16 protein-coding genes and 1 tRNA gene are annotated in these 18,625 nt (G+C 57.2%); 7 read left to right on the top strand and 10 right to left on the bottom strand.

All coding sequences use genetic code 11. The features are described from left to right. Positions 1-1,026: acetamidase/formamidase family protein (locus B7G66_RS02210; protein WP_275404487.1), on the top strand; the 1,026-nt coding region annotated here is incomplete at its 5' end. Between the two features lie 15 nt (positions 1,027-1,041). Here B7G66_RS02210 and B7G66_RS02205 read toward each other — a convergent pair. Continuing rightward, entirely contained in the window at positions 1,042-1,812 is a 771-nt protein-coding gene (locus B7G66_RS02205; RefSeq protein WP_003622191.1) for a helix-turn-helix transcriptional regulator, read from the bottom strand. A gap of 418 nt (positions 1,813-2,230) precedes the next feature. On the opposite strand from B7G66_RS02205, the gene B7G66_RS02200 reads away from it, so the two are divergent. Further along, complete coding sequence (locus B7G66_RS02200) at positions 2,231-3,628, top strand: APC family permease (RefSeq protein WP_048858815.1); 1,398 nt, start codon at positions 2,231-2,233, stop codon at positions 3,626-3,628. A gap of 314 nt (positions 3,629-3,942) precedes the next feature. On the opposite strand, the gene B7G66_RS17075 is transcribed toward B7G66_RS02200, so the two are convergent. The 8 genes from B7G66_RS17075 to B7G66_RS02165 all read right to left on the bottom strand — a co-directional run bounded on the left by B7G66_RS17075 (position 3,943) and on the right by B7G66_RS02165 (position 11,185). After that, positions 3,943-4,122 carry a hypothetical protein gene (locus B7G66_RS17075; protein ID WP_003622195.1) on the bottom strand — a complete coding sequence of 60 codons (180 nt, stop codon included), beginning with the start codon at positions 4,120-4,122 and terminating at the stop codon, positions 3,943-3,945. Between the two features lie 9 nt (positions 4,123-4,131). Further along, positions 4,132-4,485, bottom strand: coding sequence for a hypothetical protein (locus B7G66_RS02195; protein ID WP_117129803.1), 354 nt, complete (start codon positions 4,483-4,485; stop codon positions 4,132-4,134). Further along, a complete protein-coding gene (locus B7G66_RS18130; protein ID WP_040511120.1) occupies positions 4,478-4,687 on the bottom strand; it encodes a hypothetical protein in 210 nt (69 codons plus the stop codon). Before B7G66_RS18130 ends, B7G66_RS02195 begins: the two co-directional genes overlap by 8 nt. A gap of 724 nt (positions 4,688-5,411) precedes the next feature. Next, positions 5,412-5,487: transfer RNA gene (locus B7G66_RS02185), tRNA-Glu, on the bottom strand. Positions 5,488-5,556: 69 nt separating this feature from the next. Beyond that, positions 5,557-7,407, bottom strand: coding sequence for a single-stranded-DNA-specific exonuclease RecJ (recJ, locus tag B7G66_RS02180; protein ID WP_003622203.1), 1,851 nt, complete (start codon positions 7,405-7,407; stop codon positions 5,557-5,559). Between the two features lie 126 nt (positions 7,408-7,533). Continuing rightward, positions 7,534-8,868 carry a homoserine dehydrogenase gene (locus B7G66_RS02175; RefSeq protein WP_003622205.1) on the bottom strand — a complete coding sequence of 445 codons (1,335 nt, stop codon included), beginning with the start codon at positions 8,866-8,868 and terminating at the stop codon, positions 7,534-7,536. A gap of 28 nt (positions 8,869-8,896) precedes the next feature. Further along, a complete protein-coding gene (locus B7G66_RS02170) occupies positions 8,897-10,126 on the bottom strand; it encodes an LL-diaminopimelate aminotransferase (RefSeq protein ID WP_003622206.1) in 1,230 nt (409 codons plus the stop codon). Between the two features lie 90 nt (positions 10,127-10,216). Beyond that, on the bottom strand, positions 10,217-11,185 hold the full coding sequence (locus B7G66_RS02165; RefSeq protein WP_003622209.1) for an OmpA family protein: 969 nt from the start codon (positions 11,183-11,185) through the stop codon (positions 10,217-10,219). Positions 11,186-11,362: 177 nt separating this feature from the next. Between B7G66_RS02165 and B7G66_RS02160 the strand changes: the two genes are divergently transcribed. Continuing rightward, entirely contained in the window at positions 11,363-12,037 is a 675-nt protein-coding gene (locus tag B7G66_RS02160) for an ATP-dependent Clp protease proteolytic subunit (protein WP_003622211.1), read from the top strand. 227 nt (positions 12,038-12,264) lie between these two features. Further along, positions 12,265-13,266 (top strand): hypothetical protein, encoded by a 1,002-nt coding sequence (locus B7G66_RS02155; protein ID WP_003622213.1) that lies wholly within the window; start codon positions 12,265-12,267, stop codon positions 13,264-13,266. A gap of 158 nt (positions 13,267-13,424) precedes the next feature. On the opposite strand, the gene B7G66_RS02150 is transcribed toward B7G66_RS02155, so the two are convergent. Next, the gene (locus B7G66_RS02150; RefSeq protein WP_003622215.1) at positions 13,425-13,940 is read right to left on the bottom strand and encodes a hypothetical protein; all 516 of its coding nucleotides are present in this window, start codon (positions 13,938-13,940) and stop codon (positions 13,425-13,427) included. A 196-nt stretch (positions 13,941-14,136) separates the two neighbouring features. On the opposite strand from B7G66_RS02150, the gene B7G66_RS02145 reads away from it, so the two are divergent. The 3 genes from B7G66_RS02145 (at position 14,137) to B7G66_RS02135 (ending at position 18,325) form a co-directional block, all read left to right on the top strand. Then, positions 14,137-14,814 carry a hypothetical protein gene (locus tag B7G66_RS02145; protein ID WP_148424774.1) on the top strand — a complete coding sequence of 226 codons (678 nt, stop codon included), beginning with the start codon at positions 14,137-14,139 and terminating at the stop codon, positions 14,812-14,814. A 7-nt stretch (positions 14,815-14,821) separates the two neighbouring features. Next, positions 14,822-15,391 carry a cytochrome b gene (locus tag B7G66_RS02140; protein WP_003622219.1) on the top strand — a complete coding sequence of 190 codons (570 nt, stop codon included), beginning with the start codon at positions 14,822-14,824 and terminating at the stop codon, positions 15,389-15,391. A gap of 747 nt (positions 15,392-16,138) precedes the next feature. Then, positions 16,139-18,325 (top strand): EAL domain-containing protein, encoded by a 2,187-nt coding sequence (locus B7G66_RS02135; protein WP_003622220.1) that lies wholly within the window; start codon positions 16,139-16,141, stop codon positions 18,323-18,325. Positions 18,326-18,625: the final 300 nt, after the last annotated feature.

Below are 18,625 nucleotides of genomic sequence, written 5' to 3'. Positions count from 1 at the left end.
AGCATCTTCACCTGTTTGAAGGCACGCATTCAAACAGGATCTGCTCTAATCTCCCCAGGTTGCAGAAGGTCCTGTCAGATGTGCCAAGCCTGTACGCACACCATTCATCGCCATAAACAGCACTTTGGCTGGAGCCGTGACACCATGCCCGTACATTTTGTCAGGTCTGGTGACAGTATGTGTTTTGAATGTGCGGATGCATCTGGCGGGCAGATAGATGCCACTGCAACCGCCCAGACTTTGGCAGCACTCGATTTTGAACGTATCAATCCCCTTAACGGACCAGTTTATGTGGAGGGTGCGGAACCGGGGGATGCACTAAAAATAACCATTAACCGTTTCTATCCCTCGGGACAGGGCTGGACTGCGAACATACCAGGTTTCGGTCTGCTGGCGGACCAGTTTCGCGAGCCTTCCCTTTACCTGTGGCGCTACGATCCCGTCACTTTGGGGCCTGCTCTTTTTGGCCATCAGGGGGCGCGTGTTCCATTAAAGCCCTTTATAGGCACGATTGGTGTGGCCTCGGCGGAACCGGGCCTTCATTCCGTTGTGCCGCCACGTCGGGTCGGGGGGAATATGGATCTGCGTGATGTCGCCATGGGGAGTGTGCTCTATCTGCCGGTAGAAGTAGAAGGGGCACTCCTGTCCCTTGGCGATACCCATGCGGCGCAAGGTGATGGGGAAGTCTGTGGCACAGCGATTGAAAGTGCCATGAATGTGGAAATACATGTTGAGTTACTCAAGCACACTTTCCTTTCTGCCCCCCGTCTGACCACGCCCGGTCCGGTTACATGTCACCTTGACCGGGCAGGATATGAAGTTACAACCGGCATCGGCCCTGACCTACTGCAGGCTGTCCGGGCAAGTGTGTCGTACATGATCGACCTGCTTTGTCGCCTATATCAGATCTCTGCTGTCAATGCTTACATGCTTTGCTCGGTTTGTGGGGATCTGCGTATTAGCGAGATCGTGGATATGCCGAATTTTATCGTATCGTTCTATTTTCCCCGTATTGTATTTCATTAATTGGCCAATCCAGTTTTATAAAGAACGCATGTAAGCTGCGGCTGCTGCCCTGCTGCCCACGCCAGTTTTGTTCAATATATTGACGATATGGGTTTTTACGGTCGAGATCCCAATATGCATTATTTCCGAAATTTCCCAGTTGGAGGCACCTTTTTCAAGTAGGAAGACAACTTCAACTTCCTTATTCGTAAGGTAGAATTTTTCTTTCAGGATTCGACATATCCGACGCGCACGCATTTGTGGATGCTGCTGAAGGGTAAATTCCATATAACGGCGCAGGGGTTCCCACTGAAAATCAGTCGGGAAAGGCGTAAGGTCAATCTGGCGCTTCATGACGCTCAATAGTGCGACGGCATCATTCTCATTACGGAAAAGGAAATTGATTTCGTCTACAATGCCATGGCGTTGCAAAAACGTATCGTGAATCTGATTATGGTCATGTGAATTGTGATTACGTTCTTGCTCCAGCATAAGCACATTATTTGATCCATTCAGGACCTTGCGTATATTCAGGGGGTCATATGTATAAAATCCATTATTGAAATATTCTGGCAGAAGATCAGCTTCGGTTCCAGCCAGTTCTATTGTCTGAACAAAATGGGCTGAATCGACCCAGAACAGGATGGCAGATGATGCCTGTAATAAGTCACATCCAAACGCCAGGGTTGCCTGGGTACAGGGATGGCATGCTTCGTGCGTATGTGTTGCCGTCATCACCGTCATTCCAACTGGTGACATATCAAGGTTAAGCGGCTTCTGCCGTTCCGGTATTTTCCGACGACCCATAGGCTTTATTCCTTTCTTCCAGTTGAGTGGAAGATGCGCGTTTGGGCGCGCGAACCGGATCAGGAAACGCGAGAGATCACGAGGAATGAACGTGGTGTCTGATCGGTTCTTTCCAAAAAAATCTTATATATAAGATATATCAAATTCAAGCTTCCTGATGAATGAATTGTAAATATATCGAATATTTCAGGGAATATATGTTGCGTTTTGACAACGTATAGGTGAAAAGTGAACAATGTCATTAATGCATGTTAAAATGAAAGTGAAAATACCTTTCACAGGTCCATATTTAAAATAGATCAACAATAATATTACGTTGTAAAAACGATAATTTTAAAAAGCACGGAATAGGTTATTTTTCTTATGTTATATGCCCGTATGGCGATGTTTTTGTTTTTTCTTGCAGGATGAAACGTAAATGTCTGTTCCATCAGAACCCGAATACACAAATCGTAAGCTGGGTTTGATCGAGCTTCTGGCTCTTTCTCTGGCTTTCATAAGCCCTACAGTGGTCCTGTGTGCCAATGGGCAGGCTCTGGTGGGGCTGACTCATACCGCTTTATGGAAGATATATGGAGTAGGCTGGATCGGCATTTCATCCATCGCCTATAGCTTCGGCCGTCTTGCATCACTGGACGGTCATATCGGGATGGCGGACGTTACGGTCGAGCGGATATTGGGGAAACGGGTAGGGCGGTTCGCATCCCTTGCGCTTCTGGGGGCATATATCAGTTTTTCATGGGCCAATCCTAATGTAACAGCCACTTTTCTGTCCGATATCGTCCATACACTGTATCCTGATATGCGTAATACTTATTTTTTCCTGTTTTTTGTAATTGTTTTGTTTGTCAGTGCAATAATACTTTGCGCCCAGACCGCAAGCATCATGCATGTTTTGCTGGCTATTGAAGGTGCAGGTATCATCCTGATTATCTATCTGTGTACGGTTGTTTTAATGCAGCCTGATACAGGCCTTCCACAGGCTGTTGTAATGTATGAACCCATAAGAATGTCTTCAGTTCTTTCAGGTGTCGTCATTGCTTTTCTCTCATGGGCGGGATTTGAATCCTGTATGACCCTGTCATCAGAAAATGGACATTCACCCCGTCTGATGCATCAGGCCCTGACTGCAAGTGTCATCATATCCGGCATCATGTTCGTTGGTGTCATGGCTGTTATTCAATATGGTTTTGAAAGGCATCTTGGTGGTCTGTCGGCTTTGGCCATGTCATCCAATGCGCTTGCTGATTTGGCACGTCATTATATAGGGGGATGGAGTACGGTTGTATTTGAGTTCGCAGCACTTGGCTCTGCCTTTGCTGGAACAGTTGCCGCCATCACTGCATGCAGTAATCTCTTGCGCCATATCGTGACTGGATATGTTAATGATGCGTCGATATTGCATGGGAAAGGTATTCTGTATTATATATTTTCGCCAGTTGGTATTACTTTTTCTATTTTATTTCAACAATATATCCTTGTTGATGTCATGCCAGGCATAATGAAATCCCCTTCTGGTGGCATGGATGTTTATGCATTTTTTGGCACTGTGGGGGCCATATGCATCATGATAAGTTATTTATTGGTGCAGATATCTGCTCTGGTCGCTTTTTACAAACACAGAAAAATAATAGGTTGGTGGGAAATCCTGATTGCATTTTTCGGCCTGGGCTTTATCGCTGCAGCACTTTTCAGTTGCATATGTTACGATGGGCGTGCCGCTGTGTGTGCTTTGCTTGCAGGCTTATGGATGGCATGTGGTGCCATGGTTTTTATATTGATGACATGGTGGAAAAGTAATTTTAGCAGCCTGTAGAGGTAAGGCGAGCTCCTGCGGGCATTCGATCGGGAGGATAATCCCAATATGTTCATTTCGCCGGATTTTGTTGGTTTATACTGCGCTACAGCCTGAATTGCCCACGCGCGGGGTAAGAGATTGTTTGAAAACATATCATTGATAAAAAACAAGCAAAGTTTTTGGGTGCTGCTTTTTTCCAAAAAGGCGGCGTCTTCTGAAGCTTTTTAGAAAAAGCTTCGCCAAAAACCTTTATAATTTCAGAGTGTTATCGATCCTGACTTTTCAAACAGTCTCTAAAAGAGCAGACCCGCCTTCATCAGATATGTTCTGGTTCAGTGAATGCCGTCGGTCAGTAATTTTTGCGTGCCACTGCGAAGCAATGCAGCCTGATCTTTTACTGATAATGCAAGCTCGTGCGCAATTACTTCGGCGATTTCCGGCACACGGCGAATATCTGTGGTGGCGAGGCGCAGGACGGGGAGCATGAGAGGCTGGTAATCAGGAACGGACATGATGCTCAATCATACCTCGTACTCATATTGCTCTCGCGGTTGAAGGCGGTTTTTATAATCAGCTTTGGACTCATCAAAATAAATGACGGTCCATTCTGGCAATTCCGCCTTGATCGCACGGGCAATTTCCAGCCCGTCTTGGGCGAAGGCTGCCATGTCGAACGGTGGGCTGTCTTTTTCAGGTGGAAAATCATAGTCATCATAGCGTTTCGCCCAAGAGAGAAGCTGCGCGCGCAATCCCTCGCTGATGGGGAGTTCGTCCGCACATGTCGCGCATCCGTCGCGATGCCAAACGCCTTCACAACCGTATTCGCCCATGATGCGGACCCATTTTTCGTCCATGAGTGACGGCTCATTAGCCATGTTTTTCTGATCTCCGTTGCTTGGCAAGGGACTTAATCTTGAACGAGATGTGTGCCCCCTCTTTTGGGCTTGGGAGTTCGGCCCGGATATTGTCCAGCAGGGCGGCGCTGGCAGGTTCATCGTTTGGGGTCTGGGGCACCAATTTATCCCGCAAGGCTTTGGCAGGAAGGGAAGAAGCAAGGCCTGTCATCAAAAGTGGCATGCATGTTGGAAATCCGGTTGATGCGCTTTCAGAAGGCGCACAGCGCGTTCACGGAACTCTGGCAAATTAAGGCGATGTCTTCTTGTTTACCATAGGGCTCATTCTCCGGGAGTTTTACTCTCTGGTAGAGCCGGGGCCGTTCAAGCAGGTTGAATGGTTTGATCACAGTGGCACCGCCATATTGCTCGGCCTGCCGGTCCCCAAAGCCTCCGGGTGGCCGTCATGGTCAGATCGACCAGCGTATGCCGTATGATCCCGTCATAAGAAGGGCGGGGATGTGAACTTTGCGATCATTGTCCCGCGTCTGCATTTCCGCACGCACGGAGCATGCGGCCACCGTCATGGACGCTCTGGCGTTTCAGCGGATGCATGTCTTGAAACTGGGCAAGCTTCAGTTGGACAAATCTCGTGTCCAGTCAGCCTCGGGCGAGGCTGGTCGCAGAGAAGGTCTGCTGGATTCTCTCTGCCGGTGATGCGCTTGCGCACCTGATATTGACCCTTGCCGCGATACCTGACTGCCGCCGGAAGCAGATGGCCTGTCACTAGGTCGATTTGGGTGAAAATGACTCGGTCTCTGATGATAAGCTTCGCCTAGATCCAGCATGAGCTTTATAATGGCCTAACTGGTAATATATTGCTTATCGTCTTTATTTGCGATGGGCCTGATAGAGGGCCAAAAGCAGTTAATTATTCCGTGAGCAAAGTTCTAAGCCACTAGAATAATTGGCGTCCCGTACGGGATTCGAACCCGTGTTGCCGCCGTGAAAGGGCGGTGTCCTAGGCCTCTAGACGAACGGGACTAAAGGCGTGAGCGGGTAGATATCCTGACACGGGGGTGCGGTCAACCCCCTGAAATCAGAATATGAAAATTAATTCGCAAAAGCTGCGTCGCGGATGAAAAAACTGGCGGTTGTACGGCCGTTCCATGTCTGGGCCTGTAACCATCCAGCCAGATGTACGGGCGGCGCATTCCGATCCTCCAGCACGGGCGTCATGGGATTGTCACCCGCCCGGAACAGCAACGCCTTCAGACGGGGGCCACCGCCTTCCCCTTCGATCAGCAGTCGTAGCGTGTTGCCCTCCCGCCCGATGCGGTCGGCGCGCAGGATGCGCACCCGCGGCAGCGCCAGCAGCGGTTCGTCGTTACCCGCCCCGAATGGGGCCAGCCGCCCGATATCGGTTGCAAGTTCAACCGTTGCGGCGGCTACGCCCACGACGCCTTCGATACACAGGTCCACCGCATCCGGCAGTGCCGCGGCATGTGACAGGCGTTCATCAAGGAACATATGCAGCGCGGGGATGTCCCCGGCATTCAGGCCAAAGCCTGCCGCCATCGCATGCCCTCCCCCCGATGTCAGGTGTCCTGCCTGCCGTGCCGCGATGATGGCTGTGCCAAGGTCGATCCCCGGCACGGATCGTGCCGACCCCTTGACCGTCCCATCCTCCAGCATCGCACCGACCAGGACGGGGCGGTTGAATTTTTCCTTGACCCGCCCCGCCACGATCCCGACCACGCCGGGGTGCCAGTCCCGACCGCATAGCAGCAGGACAGGGTGTCCTTCCTCGCGCTGGCGGGCGGCCATGTCCATGGCGATGTCGAGGATATCGCCCTCCACCGTCTGACGGCGGCGGTTGACGGCATCAAGGCGTTCCGCCAGGCGCCGCGCTTCAAGCGCGTCCTCGCACAGCAGCAGTTCCAGCCCCAGCCCGGATTCCGCGATCCGTCCCCCCGCATTGATGCGTGGGCCAAGGGCGAAGCCGCATGTGCTGGATGACAGCCGGTCATCCGTGACGCCGGATACGTCAAGCAGTGCGTTCAGGCCGGTCCGCTGCCGGCGTGCCATGATTTTCATGCCCTGCGTGACAAAGGCCCGGTTCAACCCCGTCAGCGGCATGACGTCACACACGCTGGCCAATGCCACCAGATCAAGGTAATCCATCAGCTGTGGCATGGGCCGCGTTTCAAACCAGCCCTCCCGCCGCAGCACGCCAGCAGTGGCCACCACCGCCATGAACGCCACGGCCGCCGCGCACGCCCCATGCAGGCGTGAAGGGCAGTCCAGCCGGTTCGGGTTGACGGTCGCGGTGATGCGCGGCAGGTCCCCCTGCACCTTGTGGTGGTCCAGCACGATGATATCCGCCCGTGCCGACAGGGGGGACAGGATATCCGACGCCGCCGTGCCGCAGTCCACGCACACGATCACGCCCGCGCCATCGTCGATCATCGCTTCGATCGCGGGGGTGTTGGGGCCGTATCCTTCGTTCATGCGGTCGGGGACGTGCGTGATGACACGGCAGCCCATCTGGCGCAGGAAATGCGTCAGCAGTGCCGCCGAACAGGCGCCGTCCACATCGTAATCACCAAAGACCCCGACGGTTTCCGATGCCGTGATGGCCTGCGCCAAACGTTGCGCGGCCTTGTCCATGTCGATCATGCCAGCGGGGTCAGGCATCAGCGCACGTAATGTAGGGGTCAGGAAATCCTGTACCACCTCAGGCGCGATGCCACGCATCGCCAGCATGCGTCCGACGATTTCGGGCACCCCGGCCTGTTGCATGATCGCCATGCCCATGCGCGCCGTCCGCCCCGCGTCACGCGTGGCCGAGGGATCACGCCACAGCCACCGGCGTCCCGTCAGGCTGGAACTTACCCCCAGGACCAGGGCATCGTCCGTGCTGTCCGCCGCCGTCGCCAGCAGCCCGTCCGCCAGTCCCCCCATGTTCATGCCCGCATTCCCGTTATGGTGCGCCCCGGTGCGCTATGTCTTGCGGTGGGGCTGCGTGGGGCGGGGGCGTCGGTCATGGAACAATCCTTGGTGGCGGGACGGGCGGCGGTGCAAAAGGGGTCAGTCCCCCTCGATCCGGATCATGGCCGGTTCGTCAAGAACCGACTTGAGCTGCGCAATGTGCCGCAGCGCATGCAGCATCGCGGCCTCGCTGGTATGGTGGGTAATCAGCACCAGGGGCACGCTGTGGCTGTCATCGGGCAACGTTTCACGCGCATGGGCATGTTGCAGCATCGTGTGCAGCGACACGCCATCATCACGCAGGACAGCCGTGATGTCCGCCAGGACGCCCGGACGGTCCACAACATTGAGGCGCAGGTAATACCGGCCCGAAAACTGTGCGCGCGGCAGGGCGACAGCCTGCGTCAGGCCATCGGTGCTGCGTCCCCAGACAGGAATGGCGTTGCCACGGGCGATGTCGATCAGGTCGGCGGTGACGGCGGTGGCCGTCGGCCCTTCGCCCGCGCCACGTCCCTCCAGCATCAGGCGGCCGACAAATGCGCCTTCGGCCACCACGGCGTTGAACACGCCATCGACCTGCGCGATGGGGGTCGTGTTGGGCACAAGGCACGGATGGACCCGTGCCTCGATCCCGTTTTCATGCTGCCGCGCAATGCCCAGCAGCTTGATGCGATAACCCAGTTCGCGCGCGAAATGCAGGTCCAGCGCGCCAATGCGGCGGATACCCTCGATATAGACCGAGGCAAAGACAACCGGGCGGCCAAACGACAGCCCCGCAAGGATCGCAAGCTTGTGCGCCGCGTCCACCCCATCGACATCGGTGGAGGGATCTGCCTCGGCATAGCCGAGCTTCTGCGCATCGGCGAGGATGTCGGCAAAGTCGCGTCCCGTCTCGCGCATGGCGGTCAGGATATAGTTGCATGTGCCGTTAAGGATGCCCCCGACCTTGAGGATGCGATCCCCGGCCAGCGCCTCGCGCACGGTCTTGATGGCGGGGATGCCGCCTGCGACCGCCGCCTCGAACATCAGCGGCACGTCCGCCTTTTGCGCCAGTGTCGCAAGTTCGGCACCATGGATTGCCATCAGCGCCTTGTTCGCGGTGACGACCGGCCGACCATTTTCCAGCGCGCCAGTGACGATCTTGCGCGCGATACCCTCCGCGCCACCGACAAGTTCGACCACGACATCAACATCGGGATGGGCGGCAAGGTCGGCGGCGTTTTCGCACCATGCGACATCCGACAGGTCCACGCCGCGATCACGCGTGCGATCACGTGCGCTGACCGCCGTGACGATCAGGCGGCGCCCGGCACGCGCGGTAATCAGCGCGGCATTGTCACGCAGCATCTTGACGACACCGGCGCCAACCGTGCCCAGCCCCGCGATACCGATGCGCAGGGGAGTGGGCTCAACAGATGAAGAAACAGCAGTCATGTTTTTTCCGTAAGGGGGGTGAGGGCGTTCAGGAAACGGAATCCGTGACCGCGGGGTCACGCTGCGGTGTGGGGACGGCGTTATGTTCTGTCATGAAATGACGGATCGCACGTGTCGCCTGCCGCAGGCGCTGGGTATTTTCCACCAGGCCGATGCGCACAAAGCCCTCCCCATGTTCGCCAAAGCCAAGGCCGGGCGCGACCGCGACGCCCGCTTCGCCAAGCAGCAGCTTGGAAAAGCCGACACTGCCGAGTTCGCGGAATTTTTCAGGAATGGGCGCCCATGCGAACATTGACCCTTCGGGGGAGGGGACATCCCATCCCGCCGCATGCAGCCCACGGATCAGCACATCGCGGCGTTCGCGATAGATGTTGCGGATTTCCGCGACACAGTCCTGCGGTCCGCTGAGTGCGGCGACAGCGGCCACCTGGATCGGGGTGAACGCCCCGTAATCGAGGTACGACTTGATACGTGTCAGCGCGGAAATCAGCCGCGGGTTGCCCGCCGCAAAGCCCATGCGCCATCCCGCCATGGAATAGGTCTTGGACAGGGAGGTGAACTCCACCGCGATGTCCTTGGCCCCCGGTACCTCCAGGATGGAGGGGGGGACGCGATCCCCGAAATAGATTTCCGCATATGCAAGGTCGGACATGATCCAGATCTCGTGCTTGCGCGCAAAGGCGACGAGTTCACGATAGAAATCGAGGTCTGCGACATATGCGGTGGGATTTGACGGAAAATTGACGATCAGCGCGGTCGGTTTGGGCACCGAATGATGCACCGCGCGGTCAAGCGCGCGCAGCATCTCTTCGTCCGGGGTGGCGGGAATGGACCGGACGGAGGCACCCGCGATGATGAATCCGAACTGGTGGATCGGATAGGACGGGTTGGGCACCAGGATCGTATCGCCCGGGCTGGTGATGGCAGATGCGAGGTTCGCCAGCCCTTCCTTGGACCCCAGTGTTGCGATTACTTCGGTTTCGGGATCAAGGCCGACATTGAAACGGCGTTCGTAATACCCCGCCAGCGCACGGCGCAGGCCGGGGATGCCACGGCTGACGGAATAGCGGTGCGCACGCGGGTCCGCCACGGTTTCCACCAGTTTTTGAACGATATGCGACGGTGTGGGGGTATCGGGATTACCCATCCCCAGATCGATAATGTCTTCCCCGCGGGCTCGCGCGCTGGCCTTGGCCTTGTTCACTTCGGCGAAAACATAGGGAGGCAGGCGGCGGATGCGATGGAATTCTTCGGTCATGGGACTGCTCTGCACGCAGGCGGGATCAGGGATCGCGCCGGGTTGGGAATCTGAAGCCATGGCCGCCAGGATGGCGGACCAACCAATACATTAGCGCACGATGCCAACTCTTGCACCAGTCCCGAAGGCACTGGCATGCAGGCGGATGGCCGATTCCGGCACGCCATGCGCCGCCAGCGCCCGCGCCAATGTGCGGCTGCGCAGGATCGCAAGTGACATGGCCTGCGCCTGTCCCTGCGCGCTGGCGGTGGTGGCGTCGCCATAGCCATTGATGACGATGGTCCCGTCACCGCGCGCCTTGGCAAGGTCCGACAGCGTGCGATCCTGCCCATGCTGCATCTGGTCTGACCCCGGGTCAAAACGCACGGGGCGTCCCAGATCGTCATCAAGCTGATAATCGGGCAGGCGGCGGCTGACGCCCTCGTTCGTGCCGATCGTCCCCATTCCGGCAATGGTCACGGGTTCGGGTGGGGCCTTCGCCAGGGCGGGCAGGGTGGTGGGCAGGATCTGCGCCTCCCCCGGCAGGGCGGTGCTGACCTCGGGCATTGCAATCGTGTCGTCGCCCCCGGCCTGATGCGCCGGGCGCGCCGCAGTGGGGGACGGGGCGGAAGACGCCGCGGCAAAGGAGGCCGACTGCGTTCCCGCCGCAGTGGTGGTGGGCGGCGGCGGCACATCCGCGACAGAGGGAATCGGTCCCATCGTCGCATCCTCGCGGTGGATCAGGGCGCGCTGTTCGCTCAGGTTCGTGGTGATGTCGTCACGCAGGTCCTGTGATGGCAGGACCGGGGCTTCACGCGGGCCGAGGCCGACATGCGGATAGGGATCATGCGCGCCGGGCGGGGGCGGGCGCTGCTGTCCGATAACGCCGCCCTGGTGGCTGTGGTACCAGTCCGTCAGCGTATCGACCGTATCGCGATGGCCCGTCGCGCATCCACCAAGCAGGGCCAGCGTCGCGATGGCGCATGCCAGGCGCGCACCCGTGCCGGGTTCACCGCGCCGGATGCCACGACGCACGAAAAAGACCGCATCGGAACTTGGCGCGGGCGCAGGATTGCCCATATCCACTCCGTCAAACAGATGTCACACGTGTTTCCTACTACCCTGTCCCGCCCGTCATAGCGAGGGGCGCTTCGCCTGAACGCGGGGCCAGATCGCAGGACAGGGCTTGGCACCACGGCCAAGGCAGCGCAGGATAGGGGGATGACTATGCCAGCCCCGGAAAAGAGGGAGAGCCCAATGAACGGCATGCAGCCGAAAGATCGCGTCCGCATGGATGACGAGGATCCGCGCGATCCCGATATCCCCGAACCCCAAGGCCCGGAGACCGAGGAACCCGATCGTAACCGCACGCTCTCCTCGCCCATCAGCGAACTTGAAAGCCGCCTGTTCGACCAGCGCAAGGTGCTGGTGTTCGGGCCGATCAATGACAAGATCGCACGCGATGTCACCGGTCGCCTTCTGGCGCTGGCGGGGGCGTCGGACAAGCCGATCGACGTGTATGTCAATTCGCCCGGTGGCCATGTCGAAAGTGGCGATACCATCCATGACATGATCCGCTTTGTCGATTCGGTGGCCCCGATCAACATGATCGGCACCGGATGGGTGGCATCGGCCGGTGCGCTGATTTACGCGGCGGGCAACAGGGAACGGCGTTACTGCCTGCCCAACACGCGTTTCCTGCTGCACCAGCCGATGGGCGGCGTGCGTGGCCCCGCCACGGACATCGACATCGAAGCGCGCGAGATCATCAAGATGCGCGAACGCCTTAACCGCCTGTTCGCACGCGAAACCGGGCAGTCGTACGAGAAGGTCTGCAAGGACACCGACCGTAATTACTGGATGTCCGCGCCAGAGGCGATCGAATATGGCCTCGTGACGCGCGTGATCGAGAAGATCTCCGACATTCATTGATCCATGACAAGGGCGGCGGTGGTGGCAGCCCTCATACTGCCGCCGCCCCCGCCTGTGGGGCGCATAACAGGGTCCGCCCGGAATTCAGCGTCCTTGCGCAACGAAAGACAGGTCCTTGCCCGGTCGCATGGCCGTGCGCCATATGCCGTGATGGCGGCGGGCTGTTGTTTCTGATGCCAGCCGATCGGTGAATTCCCGCGATACCGTTTCGAGCAGCGAGCCGACACATGAACGCACTTTCAGATATCTATACCAACCTGCCAGAGGCGCAGGACCCCGGCACGGCCACCCCTGATGCCGTGGCGAAGGCGGATTACACCGCCCGTCACTGGTCCAGCCCGGTTGCCGGACCGCTGAAACCCGGTTCGGCGGAACATAAGCGTGCCGTGGCGGAGATGTTCCGCGAGACCTTCAATCCCTACAAACCCTCTGTCATCGAATGGCCCAAGCTGGATGCGGAAACGTTGCGTCGCGTGACGTCGCTGCCGATCTGGGACATCGCGGTCCAGACCGAGGGCAAGGCCAGGCTGCGCATGGCCGCCTATGCGCGCCTGATTGATGATCCAGACATGAAGGATGCCCTGTCGCGCAATGCGTGGGAGGAAAACCGCCACAAGGAGGTCCTCTCCAAGATGGTGGAAGCCTATGGCATCCCCCTGGCGTCGGAGCCGACCTATCACGAACCGCGTGATGTGGAATGGGCCTACCTTGTCACCGGCTTTTCCGAATGTGTGGACAGTTTCTTTGCCTTTGGCCTGTTCGAGGTGGCAAAGCGCTCCGGCTTCTTCCCGCTGGAACTGATTGATACGTTCGAACCGGTGATGCAGGAGGAATGTCGCCATATCCTGCTGTTTGCCAACTGGCTGGCATGGCACCGCGCGACGATGCCGATGTGGAAGCGCCCGTGGTTCGAAGCCCGCGTCCTCGCGGTATGGGTGTTTCTGGTTTACGAACGTCTCGGCATGGCCAAGACGATGGATGCCGAGGGGAATGTCCATGAACAGGACAACAACTTCACCGTAAACGGCACCAAGGATGTGGCAAGCATCGACATGCCGCTGCGTGATTTTGTCGACCTGTGCCTTAATGAAAATGAACGCCGCTTTTCAGGTTATGACCCGCGCCTGCTGCGGCCGAAACTGGCACCGAACCTTGCACGCTTCCTGCGCTTCTTCCTGCCGCGCACCCCGGAATCGCGCAAGCTGGAGGGGAAGCAGGCCATCGCCTGATCTTTTTCGTTGAATATGGCTGATACGGCCCTGTTCCCGCCCCCGAATGGGTTGGGAACAGGGCCGTTTTCATATGCGCATCAGTCGGGAGAGGTAAGGGGGGTGTTCAAACGGTCATTGCGGACATGGCGTCCGGGATTTTATGGTGTGACCGCCCCTTACACAGTGACCTTGGCAGGGGCCGCGGCGAAATCAAGCTGCCCAAGATAGGCAAGGCGTGTGGCGGGTACGATGTCGCCGATGCGGCCATCGGTAATCCGGGCATAACCGAACACCTTGCTTTCTTCCTCGTCCGACCCGATGGCGAGACCCGCGAAATCCTGCCCTTTTTCATCACGCAGGTGCCATACGTCACCGCGCACCACCGCATCCAGCTTATAGCGGAAACCGGGCAGTATCTTTGTCAGGATGGCAGGCATCACCTCGGTTACGTCAAGCGCGCTGCGCACGAATTCGGTGCAGAATTCGTCCGGTGCGAAATATCCCTTCATTTCGGGTGTCATCAGGATCAGCCCCGGCTTTGTCCCCTCGGCGGAGACAAGGCGGCTGCGGATGACGATCTTGGGCTCGTCACGGGATATTTCAGAGGTGAGGAGGACCGTTCCCACCGGCGCGGCGAGCAGGTCGGATATGACCTTCATCTGTGTCAGGGGAAGGGTGGACAGGGTGGTCATTGGTTGTCTCCGCTTGCGTGCGATATCCTGCCATGAAGACGGCGGCGCGACTGTGCGCTTCCTGCCCCCGTGACGCAACCGGTCCCGGCGGCAGCCGTCCGGCCACGGTATGGCTCGGTCGCGTCTGATGCGGGGCGCAGGCAGATATGCATGGGCATATGGGGTGGCGTTGCGTGCCGGTGGGATCATGCAAATCGTGGGATTACAAGGGATGCTGTCCTTACCGCAGGGGACATGGGGCATCGGGCGGGCGCTCCTTTCGCCCCGCCTGACGGCGACAGGACGCGCGTATGTGCCATTCCAGCATGGGGGGACTGTTGGATATTACCCCCTGACGGCGCTATCCTTCGCATCAGACGGATTGGTCCTGTTAGGTGTGGCGCGTGGTCAGGCACATATGCGTATCATGGGACGCATGGGCATGATGACAGGGATGGAGCGACGAGCGAGGATGAAGAAGATGGCCCGATATGGAAAGACCCCACACTGGCGATTGCTGGCGACGGGGCTGCTTGCGGCGGTGGCTATGGCAGGTGCGGCAGATATGGCGCAGGCGCGTCCGGCCAGCGGGGGCGGCGCCACGACCTATGGCGGCAATCAGTATGGGGGCGGATATAATGGCGACAGCCGCCTGGATAATTATGGTCCCGGTGACACGACGTCACAATATAACGCGCCCGAGGCAGGTATGGGCATGGGGGATGGCATTTCCCCGGCGGACCGGTCCGGTGATGGCGGTGGCATCCAGTCGCAGAGCACCATCCCCGGTGGATCGAGCGAAGGTGTGCCTGGAATGGGATCGCCCGATGGCGGAACCTTCAGCAACATGAATGTCGGTGGCGTCGACAGCTCCGCCACGCCCGGCATGAACTGAGGTCCGCATGCCCGTATCCCATGTGCCATTGCCCGAAGGGCGGTTGCCCACCCGTTATAGTGTGGAGACACGCTGGCTCCACTGGCTGACGGCGTTGATGGTGCTGGTGCAGTTCGCATTGGGGGAGACGTGGGGCTTCCTGCCACGTGGCACCGTGGTGCGGGTGGGCATGATCATGACGCATACTTCGGTCGGGGTGCTTCTGGCCGCCACATTCCTGACCCGTATCGTCTGGGCCGTGACGGGGGGGCGGGCCATACGCTTTCCCGTCCAGAATTTATCCGATCAGGTTGTGCGTCTGGTGCACTGGTTGCTGTATGTCATGCTGGGGGCGGAAATCGCAGTGGGCTACATGCTGCGATGGTCGCGTGGGCGGCCCGTCATGGCGTTTGGCGTGCCGATCAATTCCCCCTTTGCCGATATGGGCGTGGGGGTGCAGCGCATTTTCGGGCAATGCCATTACTGGCTGGCCTGGGGCCTTATTATGGTTGCGGCATGCCATGCGATGGCCGCCCTGTATCATGCCATCATCTGCCGCGACGGGGTATTGCAGCGCATGCTGCCCGCGCGGGGCTAAGTGGCCGGTTAGGTTACGGATTTGTAATAACTTGCCCGATTACGATAGGGCATCCTGTTCTGGGTAGTTTTGCATCCCTGCTATGCATAGGATTTTATTCCTATGTTGCCTTCAAGTAAAGTGGAAATATTGAGTCATGTATAGGATATTATTCTTATATTTTTCATGGTGATTACAGGAAGCAAAGCAGGAAATCCCATGTTGTGCAAAATATGTGCAAAACGCGGCATGGAAGTCGTAATTTAAACAAAAACTAAAATTATCTTTTTAGAAAGTGAACACAAGAACCAGTCAGTGGTACTGGTTATCTGATATATTTTTATCTTGTTGATATATAAGGGAAAATTTTAAAATCTGGAATATGGCGCCCTTGATTTGTGTATCAATGGTGACAATTTAATTGCATTGGATATGTATCTTTACCCTTGCAACACTCAGGCGGTTTCATTAATAAAACGTGAAACACGAAACAGGTATCCTATGCCCTTGTATTTACGTGTGTATTTCATGTACATAAATATATGAGAGCAGTATACAGAATAAATTAAGCTAACTTATTGGATATCGTCATCCCGATGCGGAGGGGGCGGTATTTGCCGGATTGCCCTGAAATAACGTTTCGGTATCAAGCGAACCTGTTCCCATTGCATGGGCCACCCCGAGCGGGTGTGGTGGCGTCATGTCAGGCTTCGTTGTCCGTCACGCCGTTATTTCCTGATCTGTTGATGACTGTGGACCCATGACCCCATGAATGAGATCAATACAAAGACCGTGTCTTCCCTGCTGCCGATGGATTCCCATATTGGCCTCGACCTGCTGGAGCAGGCATCGGATGGTGTCGTTATCATCGACGACAGGAACATGGTTGTCTTTTTCAATACAGCGGCCGAGCATCTGTGGGGGTATTCCAAGGAAGAGATCCTGGGCAAGAACGTAAGTTGCCTTGTCCCCAGTATCTATCGCCAGCAGCATGACAGCTATATTGACGCCAACCGCCGGACCGGCATCAACAAGATCGTTGGCACATCGCGTGAGGTCACGTTCGAAAGCAAGGCCGGGGATTACATCTCTGGCGAAATGTCGATTTCGACCGCGCTGATCGGCCCGGAAAAGAAGCGCTATTATATGGCCTTCATGAAGGGCGTGACGGAGGAGGGGCACCGCAAGCGGCTGCTTGACCTGCAAAACAGCGTTTTTCACGCCCTGTCTGGTGACACCATGATCCAGGACGTGGCGGACATGATCTGTCAGGAGGTCGAAGGTTTCGTCCCCAATACCGTCGCGGTCCTTATGCTTCTGGACGAGGATAACCACCTCCAGATCCTTTCGGGTCCGGGCCTGCCGCGCCGTTTCGCGCTGGCGCTGGAGCGGCTGACCCTGACGCAGGCCGACCTGCATGCGCTTGATTCCGACCCGGCGGAGGCCACGACCATCGTATGGGACAGCTATCTTGCACTGGGGGCGTCGCTGGGGCTGCATTCATGCTGGGCGCTGGCGATCAAGAACCGCAAGGGGCGTACGCTTGGTATCTTTGCGCTGTATTCGCGCAACCAGCACAAGCTGAGCAACTGGCCACAGAAAATCGTGGAAGGGTGCGTGCCCTTCTGCGGGCTGGTGATTGAACAGCATGAGGCCCGGCAGCATATCTCCCAACTGTCGAATTATGATCCGGTGACCGGTTTCCTGAACCGTTCGGTCGTCCACCGGATGCTCAAGACGATGATTACCCTGCCCAATGAGTCGCGCTTTGCGGTTTACATGATCGACATCGACCGTTTCCGCGACATCAATGACGCGTTGGGCCATGTCCATGGCGATGGGTTCCTCAAGGCCGTGGCGGAGCGTCTCAAACGCCTGTCACGCAGCAATTATATCCTCAGCCGTTCCGGGGCGAACGAATTCATCATCATCGTGCCTAACGTCACGGAAAGCACGGTTTCGGACTTTGCGCGCAAGATCATGGATTGCCTGCGCGAACCCATCGAAATCGCAGGCAATCAGATCGTTGGCACCGTGGGCATCGGCATCAGCCAGTATCCGCAGCATGGGCCGGATGGCGAATCCCTGCTGAGTTATGCCGAACAGGCGATGCGTAATGCGAAAAAGCAGGGGCCGGGTACGTTCCGTGTCGCCTCCAGCGAGGATAACAAGGCTGCGCAGGATCGCCTTGTGCTGGGGCTGGCATTGCGTGAATCCATTGCTGACGGCCTGCTGACGCTGCATTACCAGCCGCAGGTAGAATCCAGCACGGGCATGATTTACGGGGTCGAGGCCCTGTCGCGCTGGAACCATCCCACGCTGGGCAATATCTATCCCTCCCGCTTCATCGCGGTGGCGGAGGAAACGGGACAGATCGAGGCGATCGGCAAGTGGTCGCTGGAAAAGGCCGTGCGTCAGATGACGACGTGGGATCGCGCGGGCATCCATGTGCCCACCATGGCGGTCAACCTGTCTGCCGGGCATTTCCGTGATCGCCTGTTGCCGGAATACCTTGCCAACCTTCTGCGCGACCATGGCCTCCCGGCGGAGCGCCTGACGGTGGAGATCACCGAAAGCGTCATGATGGAAGAAAATGAAGAAACGATGAGTGTGCTTGCGGCGATCCGCAACCTTGGCATCGGCTTGTCGATGGATGATTTCGGCACGGGCTATTCATCGCTGTCACGCCTGACGCGCCTGCCGTTGAGCGAAATCAAGATCGACCGTAGTTTCATCATGAATCTTGATCATGATGCGAATGCACAGGCGGTGACGACAGCGGTGATCGGCATCGGTTCACGCCTGGGTATGACGGTCGTTACCGAGGGGGTGGAAACCACGCAGCAATGCACCATGCTCAAGAACCTGAATTGCGACGTGATGCAGGGTTATCTGTTCGCCCGTCCCATGCCCCCCGAGGGGGTGGAGGAATGGGTGCGCGCCCGCGCGAGCTGATTGTGCAGCCGTCCTTGCGCGTCGGGGGGAATATACTCCCGGATGCGAGGCTGCTTAAAAAGTGACGGCTAGTAACCTACTGGTGTGAGACAAGTTCTTGGCAAGGCGTCTTTCAGAAAATGTTTGAAAGACATCGCCTGTTCAGGGAATAAGATAACGTCTGAAAATTTCCCATTTCTTATTAATGGGTTGTTTTCACGCAGTCTCTGATTGTTCCTTCACAAGGGACGGGGTGTCGCCTTGTGAATTAAGAGACTGTTTGAAAACAACTCATTGATAAAAAACAAGAAAAGTTTTTGG

This window comes from Novacetimonas hansenii JCM 7643, assembly GCF_000964405.1.
Classification (GTDB): Bacteria; Pseudomonadota; Alphaproteobacteria; order Acetobacterales; family Acetobacteraceae; genus Novacetimonas; species Novacetimonas hansenii.
This window is presented reverse-complemented; position numbering and strand designations above follow the sequence as displayed.